The organism is Kribbella sp. NPDC051952 (genome assembly GCF_040680855.1).
Lineage (GTDB): Bacteria > Actinomycetota > Actinomycetes > Propionibacteriales > Kribbellaceae > Kribbella.
The window spans coordinates 17,341-30,903 of sequence record NZ_JBFAXQ010000013.1 but is presented as its reverse complement, the minus strand read 5'-3'; the positions used below and the strand labels follow the sequence as shown (position 1 = coordinate 30,903).

14 protein-coding genes are annotated in these 13,563 nt (G+C 67.4%); 9 read left to right on the top strand and 5 right to left on the bottom strand.

The features are described 5' to 3' along the window. Positions 1 to 44 precede the first annotated feature (44 nt). The 3 genes from AB0L70_RS23560 (at position 45) to AB0L70_RS23550 (ending at position 2,176) form a co-directional block, all read left to right on the top strand. Positions 45 to 335: a helix-turn-helix transcriptional regulator gene (locus tag AB0L70_RS23560; protein ID WP_363687504.1), complete on the top strand. Its 291-nt coding sequence runs from the start codon at positions 45 to 47 to the stop codon at positions 333 to 335. A 74-nt stretch (positions 336 to 409) separates the two neighbouring features. After that, entirely contained in the window at positions 410 to 1,573 is a 1,164-nt protein-coding gene (locus AB0L70_RS23555) for a CapA family protein (protein WP_363687502.1), read from the top strand. Positions 1,574 to 1,633: 60 nt separating this feature from the next. Next, positions 1,634 to 2,176 carry an rRNA adenine N(6)-methyltransferase family protein gene (locus tag AB0L70_RS23550; protein ID WP_363687500.1) on the top strand — a complete coding sequence of 181 codons (543 nt, stop codon included), beginning with the start codon at positions 1,634 to 1,636 and terminating at the stop codon, positions 2,174 to 2,176. A 49-nt stretch (positions 2,177 to 2,225) separates the two neighbouring features. Here AB0L70_RS23550 and AB0L70_RS23545 read toward each other — a convergent pair whose 3' ends face one another. Continuing rightward, entirely contained in the window at positions 2,226 to 3,962 is a 1,737-nt protein-coding gene (locus AB0L70_RS23545) for an ABC transporter ATP-binding protein (protein ID WP_363687498.1), read from the bottom strand. Further along, positions 3,959 to 5,680 (bottom strand): ABC transporter ATP-binding protein, encoded by a 1,722-nt coding sequence (locus AB0L70_RS23540; protein WP_363687496.1) that lies wholly within the window; start codon positions 5,678 to 5,680, stop codon positions 3,959 to 3,961. Before AB0L70_RS23540 ends, AB0L70_RS23545 begins: the two co-directional genes overlap by 4 nt. A gap of 182 nt (positions 5,681 to 5,862) precedes the next feature. Between AB0L70_RS23540 and AB0L70_RS23535 the strand changes: the two genes are divergently transcribed. Continuing rightward, the gene (locus tag AB0L70_RS23535) at positions 5,863 to 6,828 is read left to right on the top strand and encodes a glycerophosphodiester phosphodiesterase (protein ID WP_363687494.1); all 966 of its coding nucleotides are present in this window, start codon (positions 5,863 to 5,865) and stop codon (positions 6,826 to 6,828) included. Here the strand turns inward: AB0L70_RS23535 and AB0L70_RS23530 are convergent. Continuing rightward, the gene (locus AB0L70_RS23530) at positions 6,825 to 8,084 is read right to left on the bottom strand and encodes a M48 family metallopeptidase (RefSeq protein ID WP_363687492.1); all 1,260 of its coding nucleotides are present in this window, start codon (positions 8,082 to 8,084) and stop codon (positions 6,825 to 6,827) included. The genes AB0L70_RS23535 and AB0L70_RS23530 overlap by 4 nt on opposite strands. 99 nt (positions 8,085 to 8,183) lie before the next feature. Continuing rightward, positions 8,184 to 8,522 carry a PspC domain-containing protein gene (locus AB0L70_RS23525; protein ID WP_363687490.1) on the bottom strand — a complete coding sequence of 113 codons (339 nt, stop codon included), beginning with the start codon at positions 8,520 to 8,522 and terminating at the stop codon, positions 8,184 to 8,186. 155 nt (positions 8,523 to 8,677) lie between these two features. On the opposite strand from AB0L70_RS23525, the gene AB0L70_RS23520 reads away from it, so the two are divergent. The 5 genes from AB0L70_RS23520 (at position 8,678) to groL (ending at position 12,532) form a co-directional block, all read left to right on the top strand. Then, on the top strand, positions 8,678 to 9,172 hold the full coding sequence (locus tag AB0L70_RS23520; RefSeq protein WP_363687488.1) for a SigE family RNA polymerase sigma factor: 495 nt from the start codon (positions 8,678 to 8,680) through the stop codon (positions 9,170 to 9,172). Beyond that, positions 9,169 to 9,828, top strand: coding sequence for a hypothetical protein (locus tag AB0L70_RS23515; protein ID WP_363687486.1), 660 nt, complete (start codon positions 9,169 to 9,171; stop codon positions 9,826 to 9,828). The genes AB0L70_RS23520 and AB0L70_RS23515 overlap by 4 nt, the downstream gene beginning before the upstream one ends. Positions 9,829 to 9,859: 31 nt before the next feature. After that, positions 9,860 to 10,189: an MmcQ/YjbR family DNA-binding protein gene (locus AB0L70_RS23510; RefSeq protein WP_363687484.1), complete on the top strand. Its 330-nt coding sequence runs from the start codon at positions 9,860 to 9,862 to the stop codon at positions 10,187 to 10,189. Positions 10,190 to 10,305: 116 nt separating this feature from the next. Then, a complete protein-coding gene (locus AB0L70_RS23505; RefSeq protein ID WP_363687482.1) occupies positions 10,306 to 10,638 on the top strand; it encodes a cupin domain-containing protein in 333 nt (110 codons plus the stop codon). Positions 10,639 to 10,906: 268 nt separating this feature from the next. Beyond that, positions 10,907 to 12,532 carry a chaperonin GroEL gene (gene groL, locus AB0L70_RS23500; protein WP_363687480.1) on the top strand — a complete coding sequence of 542 codons (1,626 nt, stop codon included), beginning with the start codon at positions 10,907 to 10,909 and terminating at the stop codon, positions 12,530 to 12,532. 434 nt (positions 12,533 to 12,966) lie between these two features. Here the strand turns inward: groL and AB0L70_RS23495 are convergent, their stop codons facing one another. Next, complete coding sequence (locus AB0L70_RS23495; protein WP_363687478.1) at positions 12,967 to 13,188, bottom strand: hypothetical protein; 222 nt, start codon at positions 13,186 to 13,188, stop codon at positions 12,967 to 12,969. Between the last annotated feature and the right edge of the window lie 375 nt (positions 13,189 to 13,563).

Genomic DNA, 13,563 nt, shown 5'->3' with positions numbered 1-13,563 from the left:
CCTCAACTTCACGGGATAGTTATACCGGTACTATTATCACGCTCATGGTCCGACCACCTCTCTCCAGCTGGGATCGCGAACGCGGTCGCCAACTCGGCCGCCTGCTGCGCGAAGCACGCGGCGAACGCAGCATGGTCGAGGTAGCCGCGTCGTGCGGTGTGTCCGTCGACACCCTGCGCAAGATCGAGACCGGCCGCATCCCGACGCCCGCGCTGTTCACGGTCGCCGCGGTCGCCGCCACCCTCAACCTGTCCCTCGACACCTTGGTGCTCACGTGTGAGGACAGCCTGACCACCCCGGACGATCACCCGACCAGCTCCAACCTCATCGCTTAGGTCACAAAGCCCAACCAAGTGCTCGATTCCAGCGTCTCCTTCCCTGACTGGGGTTTGAGGCTTGGGGGCTGGACATGGCGGTACGGCGACGTGCGGTGCTCGGGGGTTTGCTGGCCGGAGTCGGCGTACTCGCGACTGCCGGTTGCATCGCGGACAGTGCAGCGGACACCGACGGAAACACGGGTGGCGGAGAAGGTCAGGCTGAGCCGAAGCCCCAAGCGGGTCAGGGGAATCGGCCGGACCGGTTGACGCTGGTTGCGACTGGCGACGTACTGCTGCACGAGCGTCTCTGGACCACCGCGAAGCGTGACGGTGACGGTGGGTCATGGGACTTCGCGCCGTTGATGCGGAGCGTCAAACCCCTTGTCCAGCAGGCCGATCTCTCGATTGCGCACTTGGAGACACCGCTCGCGCCGCTCGGTGGTCCGTATCACGGGTACCCGTTGTTCCAGGGTCCGCCGCAGATGGCTGCGGCGTTGAAGCAGACCGGGTACGACGTGTGCACGACGGCGAGCAATCACAGCTTCGACGGTGGTGCGGCGGGGGTCGACCGGACGCTGAACACGTTGGAGAAGGCGGGTCTCAAGCACGCGGGTACGGCGCGTTCGCGCAGCGAGGCCGAGACGCCGACCATCGTCGAGGCGAACGGTGTGAAGGTCGCGTCGCTGTCGTTCACGTTCGGGTTCAACGGTCTGCCGTATCCGAACGGGCAGACCTGGCGGGCCGGGAAGCTGGACGCGGCCACGATCATCCGCAAGGCGAAGGAAGCGCGGGATCAGGGCGCCGAGATCGTCGTGGTCAGCTGCCACTGGGGGACCGAGTACTCGAAGAAGGCCAACGACGAGCAGCGTGAGCTCGCGTCGCAGTTGCTTGCTGATAGCAACATCGATCTGATCATCGGGCATCACGCGCACGTGGTGCAGCCGATGGAGCAGATCAACGGGAAGTGGGTCGCGTACGGGCTGGGCAATCTGGTCGCCGCACACCGCGAGCCCGACAGCATCAAGGCTGAGGGGCTGCTGACTCGCTTCACGTTCAGGCGTGACGGTGATCGGTGGACGACCGAGCAGGCGGAGTATGCGCCGCTGTTGATGACGGATGCGTTGCCGGTGCGGGTTCTCGACGTACGACGTGAGTTGGCGAAGGCGAGCGGGTCGAAGCGGAGCCGGCTGGAGCTGGCGCAGCGTCGTACGACCGAGACGGTGCTTTCACTGGGGGCCGGCCCGAAAATGCTTTGAGTGCGGTCGGTCGCCCGGTCTAGGGTCGGCGCATGATTACGTACTTCGTGATGGTCCGTCGTGCCCGGCTCCGGGCAGGCGCGGGGTGCCTGGGGATGGCATCCGCTCGATAGTCGTTGGGCCCAACGGGTCGTGGACGCGGCCGGGATCAGACCCGGTGAGCTCGTCCTCGACGTCGGGGCCGGACTCGGTGCGCTGACCGCACCGCTGGTCCGGGCCGGTGCCCAGGTTGTCGCCTTCGAACTCCACCCTGTTCGCGCCGACCGGTTGCGCCGGAGGTTCGCGGACGAGTCGGTGACGGTGGTCCGGGCTGATGCCACGGATCTCCGGTTGCCGAACCGGCCGTTCCGGGTGGTATCGAGTCCGCCGTACAACATCTCCACCGTTTTGCTGAAGCGCTTGCTGGCGCCGGGCTCTCGCTTGGTGTCGGCTGATCTCGTGTTGCAGCGACAGGTGGCGAACCGGTGGGCACGTGGTGACGCACCTGGGGCCAATCGGTGGTTCCGGTACTACGACCCGTCGATCGGGATCCGCCTTCCCCGCAAGGCTTTCAGCCCACCCCCACACGTCGACTCATCAGTCCTACTCCTACGCAAACGCTGAAGAACCTCCCCCACCCACCTAGTGGATGGGGGAGAGAAAGGTCCTCGGGTTAGCCGTGCCAGGAGGTCCATAGGGCTGCGTAGGAGCCTTGGCGGGCTACTAGGTCTTCGTGGCTGCCCAGTTCTGTTATTTGGCCGTCCTCTACTACGGCGACTCGGTCTGCGTCGTGGGCGGTGTAGAGGCGGTGAGCGATGGCGATGACCGTCCGGCCTTCTAGTACGGCGGCCAGCGAGCGCTCCATGTGGCGGGCGGCTCGGGGGTCGATCAGCGACGTAGCCTCGTCGAGAACCAGCGTGTGGGGATCAGCCAGGACCAACCGCGCCAGCGCCAACTGTTGGGCCTGGGCCGGTGTCAGCGCCAGCTGACCAGAGCCAACGCGTGTGTCCAACCCGTCCGGCAGCGCCTCCGCCCAATCGCGGGCATCGACGGCAGACAACGCGTCGAGCAGCTCAGCATCAGATGAGGAAGGACGCGCCATCGCCAGGTTGTCGCGCAATGTACCCACGAAGACGTGATGCTCCTGCGTCACCAGCGCGACCTGCCTGCGCAGCTCATCCAATGGCAGCTCAGTCATCCCGACCCCGCCAACAGTCACCGAACCGGTCCGCGGCGGATGGATACCCGCAACCAACCGCCCCAGCGTCGACTTCCCCGCACCGGACGGACCCACCATCGCGATCCGCTCACCAGGCTGGATGGTCAGCTCCACCCCATGCAGTACGTCGCGACCGTCGACGTACGAGAACCGCACGTCATGCGCCTCGACCAGCTCCCCCGACGGCATCCGCCCTGACGGCGTCCGGTCATCCGGTACGTCGCTGATCCCCAGGATCCGGGCGAACGCGGCACCACCCGACTGGAGCTCGTCCAGCCAGGAAAGCAGCCGGTCGACCGGATCGATCAGCTGGTTGACGTACAGCACGCCAGCCGTGACCGCACCGAGGGAGACATGCCCGTTGAGGTGCAGCCAGCCGCCGAACAGCAGCGTCCCGACGATCGGCACCAAGTACCCGACCTCGACGACCGGGAAGTACACCGTCCGCAGGAACAACGTGTACCGCTCAGCGTCGTACGAGCCCCGGATGTCCCCATCGCCCCGCCGCACCCGCTCGTCGTACCGCCGCAGCGCCTCGACCGTCCGCGCGCCCTCGACCGTCTCCGCCAGCGAGCTCGTCAGCTGTGCGTACGCCGCATTCTCGCGAAGGTAACCGTCCTTCGCGCGACGCAGGTACCACCGAGTGCTCAGCCAGATCACCGGCACCATCGCGACCAGCGGCACCAGCACCCACACGCCGACCAGAACCGTGGCCACGACCGTGAAGATCACCGTGACGAACGCGATGATCGTCTCGGGCACGGCGAACCGCACCGTCCGCGAAAGCGTGTCGACGTCACGCGAGGTCCGGGACAGCAGGTCGCCCGTGCCCGCCCGCTCGACCGTGCCGATCGGCAGGGCGAGCGCGTTGTCGACGAACTCCTCCCGCAGCTCGGCCAGCACCTGCTCACCGAGCGCGAACGACCGGAACCGCGCCCACCGGGTCAGCAGCGACTGCGCCACGATGAACACCGCGATCACGATGATCACCTGGTTCACCTTGCCGGCGGTCGTGCCGTGCTGGACGTCCTCGACCAGGTTGCCGATCAGCCGCGGCGCCGCCAAACCACTGACCGCGGCCAGAGCATGCAGCACCAGCGCGATGATCAGCGTCCGCGGGTGCCGTCGGGCCAGTCGCCGCGCATGCCGCCGGATGTCCGCGGACCCGGCAACGGGCAGGATCTGCCTCATCGAACGGCCTCCTCGGCTTCGGTCTCACGGGTGACGGTACGGCGGTACTGCGGGTCGGTCTCGAGCAGCGTCCGGTGCTTGCCGGTGGCAACAACCCGTCCGGCAGACACGAAGATCACCTCGTCGACGCGGTCCAGCAGCAACGGGCTCGCGGTCAGTACGACGGTGCTCCGGCCAGTTCGGTACTCCCGCAACCGCTCCGCGATCCGCGCCTCGGTGTGGGCGTCGACGGCCGACGTCGGCTCGACCATCACCAGTACGGACGGATCCGCCAACAGTGCCCGCACCAACACCAACCGCTGCCGCTGACCGCCGGAGAACGACCGGCCCTTCTCCTCGACATCGGAGTCGAACCCGTCCGCCAACGCGACCAGCACGTCCTCGGCCGACGCCGTGTGCATCGCCGCCATCAGTTCGTCATCCGTACGACGACCATCCGGGTCGAGCTCCGTGCGGAGCGTGCCGGTGAACAGTTGGGAGCCGATGTCACTCACCAGGATCCGCTCCCGGACGTCTGCCCGGGTGGCACTCGCCAGCGTCACCCCGCCGTACCTGACCTCGCTGAGGTCGTCGTACCGACCCAAGCGGTCAGCCAGTACGGCGTAGCTGTCCGGCTCGGTCGAGACGATCGCTGTGAGCAGACCGTCTCGGGCGCGGATACCGGAAACCGGATCGACCAGGTCGCCGCTGCTCGGCAACCGCACCGGCTGCGCAGGCTCGGTGATGTCGGGCTGCAGCTCCAGCACCCGGTTCACTCGACCCGCTGCGACCAGACCGCGCATCAGTTGGTTCGCGAACTCGGTCGCAGTGCGCAGTGGTAGCACCAGGAACGTCGCATAGCCGTAGAACGCGACCAGCGAACCCGCACTGAGGTCCCCGCGCAGCGCGAAGTGCGCGCCCAGACCGACCACGAGCACCACGAAGATGCCGGGCAGCAACACCTGGGCCGCGTCGAGCACAGACTGGATCCCGGCCACGCGGACACCCGCCCGCCGGACCTCCTGCGACTCCGTGCGGTAGCGCTGGGAGAACGACTCCTCGCCGCCGATCCCGCGCAGCACGCGCAGACCGGACACGATGTCGGAGCCCAGCGAGTTCAGCTCGCCGACCGCCTCGCGCTGGGCGGACTGCCGCTTGTGCAGCGGTCGCAGCATCGGGCCGAGGCAGAACAGCATCACGGGTACGCCGATCAGCACCACCAGGCCGAGCGTGGTCGACGAGGAGAGCAGGATCGCCGCGACCACGACGAACGCCACGATCGACCCGGCGAACCGGGCCGAGATCTCCATCAGGTTGCCGACGTACGACAGGTCGCCGGCACCGACGCTGACCACCTCACCGGTGGCCAGGTGCTTCGGCAGGGTCGCGCCGAGGTCGGCCGACTTCCGGGTGATGACCTGAACCGTGCGGTAGGCCGCTGACAGCCAGTTGGTCACCGCGAACCGGTGTCGCATGATGCCGGCCGCGGCCTGCACGACGCCGACCGCGAACAGCGCCGCGGTCCACTGCAGCAGCCGCTCGCCGTCGCGCGCCGCGATGCCCTCGTCGATGGCCTTGCCGAGGATCGCCGGGATGAAAGCTTGCGAAGCCATCCAGAGAATTCCGAACGACATCCCGCCGATCATCGTGCGCGCCTGCTGCCTCGCGACCCACCACAGATAGCGGGCCGGCGAGCGGTGATCGGGGACGCCGGGATCGGCGACGGGAAGTTGTCTCATGGCACTGTCAGGCTAGGCGTCGCCACCGACAGTCGCATGCGGTTTATTCGCGTTCGGGCACCTCGCCGGGCACCTCGCCGGGCCCGGGGCCGGTGCCCAGCTTTGGTGACAGTCGGTAGAGCTTCACCTTGCGTTGGGCAACGAGTTCCCGCTGAGCAATCTGCGGCCCCTGTCCTGGGACCATGTTGGTGATCGCACATCGGGGAGCGAGCGGGTACCGCCCGGAACACACGGCGGGTGCCTACCGTCTGGCGGCTGCCCAAGGCGCCGACTACCTGGAGCCTGATCTGGTCGCCACTCTCGACGGCATCCTGGTCTGCCGGCACGAGAACGAGATCTCCGGTACGACGGACGTCGCGGCGCACCCGGTCTTCGCGGACCGCAAGATCACCAAGATCGTCGACGGCACCGCGGTGACCGGCTGGTTCGTGGAGGACTTCACCTATGCCGAACTGCGGACGCTCCGCGCGGTCGAGCGGATGCCGGGTCTGCGTGCGCACAACACGGCGTACGACGGTCTCGAGGAGATCCCCCGGTTCGACGACGTGGTGGCGCTGGCCCGGCGGGAGGCGCTCCGGCTCGGGCGGCCGATCGGAGTCATCCCGGAGATCAAGCATCCGGCGTACTTCCGGCGGCTCGGACTGCCGCTGGAGGAGCTCCTGACCGAGCGGATCCTGGCGCTCGGACTGCGGGACGACGAGATCATGGTGCAGTCCTTCGAGCCGACCAGCCTGCGGCGGCTGTCCGTGATGACGCGCGTCCCGCTGGTGCAATTGGTGGACTCCGAGAGCGCTCCGCACGACTTCCTCCGCGCCGGCGACGGTCGCACGTATGCCGATCTGATCGAACCGGCCGGGTTGCGGGAGATTTCGACGTACGCGCAGGTGGTCGCGCCGCACAAGGACCTGGTCATCCCGCGCACCGCCAACGGCGGCCTGGGGGAGCCGACTCGACTCGTAGACCAGGCCCACCGGGCCGGCCTGGCCGTCCAACTCTGGACCTTCCGCGCCGAACGCCGCTTCCTACCAACTGCTACCGATTTCCCCACCGAACTGACCCGCTTCGCCACCCTGGGCATCCAGGGCGTCTTTGCCGACCACCCAGACCAGGCCGTCGCCGCCCTACGCAAGGCACCCCTGAACGTCTAACGGCCGAGCCTTAGCTGGGACAGGACCTTCTGCGCGACCGGTTCGAGTTCATGATCGATGGCAAGGCTCTGGTCCGTGTCCAGGACCACGCGGGCGGTCGTGATCGGCCTCGTCCGGATCAGCTTGGTCCGCAGGTACGTCGGCGGATGCGTCGCGTCGGTCCGGGTCTCGCGGACCCTGCTGGCGCGCAGGTGCCGCTCGATCTCCCGCGCCGGTACTTCGGTGACTGCTCGCCGGACGGCGTCCAGCGGCGTGATCTCGGTGGGAAAGCGGATCGCACGCTCCATCGCGCGGTACGAGGCGTCGGCGAGGAACAACCGTTCCAGCGCCTGCGCCGTGGCCTCTGAGCCGGCGATCTCACCCGCCTTCCGGTCGGCGAGGTACTCCGCACGCTGGCTGCTCCGCAACTGAAGGCGTTCCAGCAGCCAGGCAATCCCTCGCACCAGCAGCCCCACCGTGGTGTTCAGCATCCGGCTGACAATGGTGGTCCCGGTGCCATCGCGGACGCCCCACTCACGTCTGATCCGATCGAGCCGGTGCTCGGTGAAGGTCGCCCGTAGCCCGTCGAGCACCGACCAGGCGCTGCCGACCAGCCAGTTGTTCAGCGAGTCCCCGTGCCGGCCGTGTCCGAGCTCGTGTGCCAGCATCGCGACCCGCTCTTGCGGGCGGAGACCGGCCCAGAGCGGCAGTCCGATGCCGATGACGGGGTCAAGCCGCCAGCCGGCCCGCATGTACCAGAGGTTGGGCTCCGCGATGACCGCAACCGCAGCGACCCGCTTGGTCCCGACGGCAGCGGCGACCTGGTCGAGTACGGCGTACAAGGTCGGTGCCTGGTCGCGGTGGAGCAGCTGGACGCCCCTTGGCAGTGTGGCGGCTCGCGGGCGGGTAAGAAACGCAATGCCGAAGGCGGGCAGGGACAGCAGGATGCTGAACCAGAGGGGCCGGTACAAGACCAGCAGAGCGATCCCGGTCACCAAGCCGATCAGCGGGAGCATCAGGATCAGTACTGACAGCAGGACGGCCGCTATCCGGGCCGCGTCCCAGCCGGGGCGGTGCACTTCGCCCTTCGCGAGTTCGCCGTACAGCGAATTTGCCAGCCGGTGCTCGATCGCGAGTCGCCAGGCCGGGGTCTGGTCGACCACGGGTGTCGGATCGACATTCCAGTCACAGTGCTCGCACCAGGTGACGTAGCGCGGGTTCACCCGGATCTGGTGCCCGCAGTCGGGGCAGTTGGTGGTCTCTTCCGCGCTCTGCACGCGAGCATCTTGTCAGCGCAGCGGCAGGGTGACCGAACCGCAGTCACCCTGCCGCTGAGTGATGGTTGGAGTCTGCGCCCGGGTGGGGCGCAGCCGGGGTCATGCCGCCGGGGGCTTGTTGTTGGTGTCGTCGTAGATGCGGGAGGCGATGTCCGCCTCGGGGGAGTCCTGGTGCTGCTGGTTGACCGACTGCTGGACGTTCTGCCAGACGGCCTTGCCGTCGGACTCGGGGATCACGATCCACGCGACCGCGTAGCCGATCAGAGCGGTGCCGCCGGTGATCAGCGTCAGACCGACGATGCCGAGGCGGACCAGGGTCACGTCGATGTTCAGGTACTCCGCGATACCGCCGGAGACACCGGACAGCATCCGCTGCGAGCGGGAACGACGGAGGACCTTGCCGGAGAGGTTCGAGAACGGTGCGTTGGAGTTCGTCATGTCTCTACTGTCCCGTCCACACCCCCTCCACCACATCAGGATCGCTACCGACCCACCCCTGATCCAACCCCTGGGCCCCCGCCCCTGTCCCCCTGACGACTTTCGTCGGAACCTCGACGTACGGCCGGCCTGTCTCTACCAGTGAGGAGGGCTGCATGAGTGACGACTTCACCGACTACGTGGCAGCGCGCTGGCCCACACTGGTGCGCTCAGCGGTGCTGTTGGGCTGCACTCACCCAGAAGCCGAGGACCTCGTTCAGACCGTCCTGGAGCGCTGCCTGCTGAAGTGGAACAGAGTCCGCGCGGCCGACGACCGGGATGCCTACGTACACCAGATCCTGATCAACAGCTTCCTTTCCGCCCGGCGCCGGCGCTGGAACGGTGAGAGACCGTCCGCGGTCCTGCCTGAGCACGCCGGTGTCGACCAGACCGCCGTGGTCGATGACACCGACGCGGTCATGCGTGCTCTCGACCGGCTGCCGAGTGACCAGCGGACTGCCGTCGTACTGCGGTATTACGCCCACCTCACTGAGCAACAGATGGCGTCCGTACTGGGCGTCGCCACCGGCACCGTGAAGAGCCGCCTGTCCCGGGCCGTGAAGGTCTTGGCACAAGACCCCCAGCTGGCCGAACTGCGAGGAACCCAATGAATGAGTCGACGCTGACGGTCATCCTCGAGCGCGCCGCGGACCAGATCCCCGTCGGCCCGCCCCCGCTGGAGGCCCTGCGCGTGGGCGCCACGCGCCGCCGACGCCGAAGCATGGTGGCCTGGTCCGCGGCCGGCGCGGCGGCAGTGGTAGCTGTGATCGCGGGAGCCACCCTGTTCACAGCCCTGTTCACGCACGGCTCGCGGGTCGGCGAACCGCAGCCGCCGGTCGCGTCGGCCAGCTCGGAGTACCCGCTTGTAGTGCGGTTGGTAAAGCTCGGGCGCGCGGAGGTCGTGGTGCCGAAGTCCTGGGGTACGAACGACGCGCGCTGCGGTACGCCGCTCGAGGACACAGTGCTGCTCAACGATCCGAGTGCCGGGCATCTTTGCCAGGTGACTCGTCCAGCCGGCGTCGAGAGCGTAGAGCTGGTCAACGGCAAGCCGAGGCGTATCGACTTCCGCGCCGACGAGACGATCCAGATCACCGGGGTGGAGGCGCAACGGCAGCGGACGGGCTGCGTCGCGCAGCCGAACAACTACGTGCCCTTCTGCACAGGCGCGGTGTTCATTCCGTCGCTGAATGTGTCCGTCGTGGCGCAGTCCTCGACCAGCGCCGCCGAGGTCGACCACATCCTCAGCCGGGTCAGGATCACGCCGTAAAACTGTCGGAGGCGGCGGTTAGCGTCGGGGGATGGATCTTGAGGTGCTGCAGAAGCTCTTGCTGGGGCTGCCTGGGGTGGAGGAACACGAGGGCTGGGCGGGACAGCCGGTCTTCAAGGTGCGGAACAAGAGCTTTGTGTACATGTCCGGCGACGAGACCAGACTGCATCTGAAGGCGCTGCGGGAGGAGCAGGAGGCTCTCGTAGCGGAGGACCCCGACGTGTACGCGCCGTCGTGGGCAGGCGGCCGCTTCGCCTGGCTCGACGTCGACTACGCCGCCGCCGACGATCAAGAACTCCGCGAACTCATCACCGAAGCCTGGCGCCTGAGCGCCCCCAAGTACCTGATCGCCCAGCTCTAGGCGAGCTGCCCGACCGGCTCGGCAGTTCTAGGGGACATAGTGGGTGACCGGATGCGTCCGGTGGGGGACCGGGACGAGCCTGTTGGCGGGGTCGGCGCGCTGTCAGGATTTCCGGTATGCCGAACGAACCTGAAGCCGTGTTCATCGATGACGCCGAGACCAGCCCGGTCACGGAGGGCATCGTCCGCCGGGGTCTACCGTCCAGTGGGCAGGTACTGGTCCGCGCCTTCGACCTCGAGGCCGGTGTGACCTGGCCGGAGGTGGACGTGCACGACCGCGACGAGCTGATCTACGTCGCGTCGGGCGAACTGCTCGACCACGGCCGGTCCTACCCGGCCGGCACCTACCTGTACTACCAAGCCGGCAGCCGGCACCAGCCGCGGACCGAGACCGGCGTCCGGATCATCGTCTTCGGCCCCGCGGAGGCACCGGCCACGGTCACTGCCTGAACGTACGACGACACCCGCGTCAATGGGTCCTCCATCGGCCTCGCCCGGACGGTCCTGGCTTGCACTCGCTTGGGGCGAGTGCTAATACTTGGTTAGCACTCCAAGGGTGAGAGTGATAAGGCTCCCTGCCCGGCGAGTGTGCAAGAAGACGGCCTCGATGAGGCGCTGGGATCGTGACGGGACGTGACCGCTGCGGTGCTGGTGCCGTCCGTCGCGGGCATCCGGCCGGCTGAACCACAATGACTCGACGCGGGAGGACTCGCGGAGAATGCCCAAGCTTATTGCTTTCAATGAAGAGGCGCGCCGCGGCCTCGAGCGGGGAATGAACACCCTCGCTGACGCCGTGAAGGTGACGCTCGGCCCGAAGGGCCGCAACGTCGTACTGGAGAAGAAGTGGGGCGCCCCCACTATCACCAACGACGGCGTCTCCATCGCCAAGGAGATCGAGCTCGAGGACCCGTACGAGAAGATCGGGGCCGAGCTCGTCAAGGAAGTTGCCAAGAAGACCGATGACGTCGCGGGTGACGGCACCACCACCGCCACCGTGCTCGCTCAGGCTCTCGTCCGCGAGGGTCTGCGCAACGTCGCGGCCGGCGCCAACCCGATGGGCCTGAAGAAGGGCATCGAGAAGGCGACCGAGGCGGTCAGCGAGCAGCTGCTCAAGCTGGCCAAGGACGTCGAGACCCGCGAGCAGATCGCGTCGACGGCGTCCATCTCGGCGGCGGACAACCAGGTCGGCCAGATCATCGCCGAGGCGATGGACAAGGTCGGCAAGGAAGGCGTCATCACCGTCGAGGAGAGCAACACCTTCGGCCTCGAGCTCGAGCTCACCGAGGGTATGCGCTTCGACAAGGGTTACATCTCGCCGTACTTCGTGACCGACACGGAGCGGATGGAAGCGGTCCTCGACGACCCCTACATCCTCATCGTGAACAGCAAGATCTCGAGCATCAAGGACCTGGTCCCGGTGCTGGAGAAGGTCATGCAGACCGGCAAGCCGCTGGCCATCATCGCCGAGGATATCGAGGGCGAGGCGCTGGCGACCCTGGTCGTCAACAAGATCAAGGGCACCTTCAAGGCCGTCGCCGTCAAGGCGCCGGGCTTCGGTGACCGCCGCAAGGCCATGCTGGTCGACATCGCGGTTCTGACCGGTGGCGAGGTGATCTCCGAGGAGGTCGGTCTCAAGCTCGACACCGTCGACCTGGAGCTGCTCGGCCAGGCCCGCAAGATCGTCGTCACCAAGGACGAGACGACCATCGTCGAGGGCGAGGGCGACGCGGACCAGATCTCTGGCCGGGTCAACCAGATCCGCGCCGAGATCGAGAAGTCCGACTCCGACTACGACCGCGAGAAGCTGCAGGAGCGGCTGGCCAAGCTGGCCGGTGGCGTTGCGGTGATCAAGGTCGGCGCGGCCACCGAGGTCGAGCTGAAGGAGCGCAAGCACCGCATCGAGGACGCCGTTCGCAACGCGAAGGCGGCCGTCGAGGAGGGCATCGTCGCCGGTGGTGGCGTCGCTCTTCTGCAGGCGTCCGTGGCGGCGTTCGAGAAGCTGGAGCTCGAGGGTGACGAGGCGACCGGGGCGCAGATCGTGCGCCACGCCGTCGAGGCCCCGCTGAAGCAGATCGCCGTCAACGCCGGCCTCGAGGGTGGCGTTGTGGTGGAGAAGGTTCGCAACCTCGAGCCGGGCTGGGGCCTCAACGCCGCAACCGGTGAGTACGTCGACCTGATCGCCACCGGCATCATCGACCCGGCCAAGGTGACGCGCTCGGCGCTGCAGAACGCGGCGTCCATCGCGGCCCTGTTCCTCACCACCGAGGCCGTCATCGCCGACAAGCCGGAGAAGGCAGCAGCCGCTCCGGGCGGCGCCCCCGACATGGGCGGCATGGACTTCTGATCCACTGAAGTCCAACAGCACAAGCAGTAAACCAAGCGGTCCCGGGCTGATGCCCGGGACCGCTTGCTGTTTGGGCTAAAGGACACCGCTTCGCGGCGAGGGATCGTTGGCCGCCTTCGGCGGCGGCGCATGGCGCGATCACAACCAGCTGCACTCGGCGAGTGGACTGTGGGTGAGTCAGGTGACGCTAAAGGACACCGCTTCGCGGCGACGGATTGTTGGCCGCCTTCGGCGGCGCCGCTGAGCGGGTCAGGAGAGACCGTGCTCGGCGAGTCGACTGGGTGGGGAGACCGGGTGGATTGGCCCGCGGTCAGATGCCGAGGGCGAGATGTACGAGGTAGTCGGGGTGCCGATGTAGGTGGGCGGGAACTCCAGAACGAGCTCGTCGCGCAACTGGACGGCGGGAGCCGGCGGGTGTCGATTGGCAGCCGGTGTCAGTTGTCGGTGTTGTCTGAGCCCCGGCGGGCGCGTGCTCCGGCAGTCAGCGTGGCCGTGATGAGGCCGTATATGAGAGCGACAACCCCGCCCTCAATGACGTCAAACGGCCACCACGAGGGAGCCAGTGCTTCGCCAATCAAACTGACGATCCAGAAACTACCGCCGTTGATCAGGACGAGAAGCCACCAGGGAGCTTTCGTCATCAGGTAGTTGCGCATCCCAGAGTTGTAGCTCAACCAGGGGTCCCGCTTTGCCGGCATCCGCTCGTGCTCCGCGCCCCGCTGCGCCTGATCGGACGAGTCCTACCGTTTTGACCTGGCGCTGGCGGAGTTCGGCTCCGCCGGGTCGATTCGCCGCAGGAGAGCGGCCGCGAGTGACCACAGGTAACCCGCATCGCGGACAGGCCCTCTTCCATCTCCACCCAGTCGACTCGCCGAGTGCGATGACTCGTGATCCAGTCCGCGACGCCGCCGGAGGCGACCGTCAGGCTGTCGCCGCGAAGCGGTGTCCTTTGCGCGTCGCGTGACACATCCACAGTCGACTCGCCGAGTGCGATGAGTCGTGATCCACTCTGCGGCGCCGCCGGAGGCGGC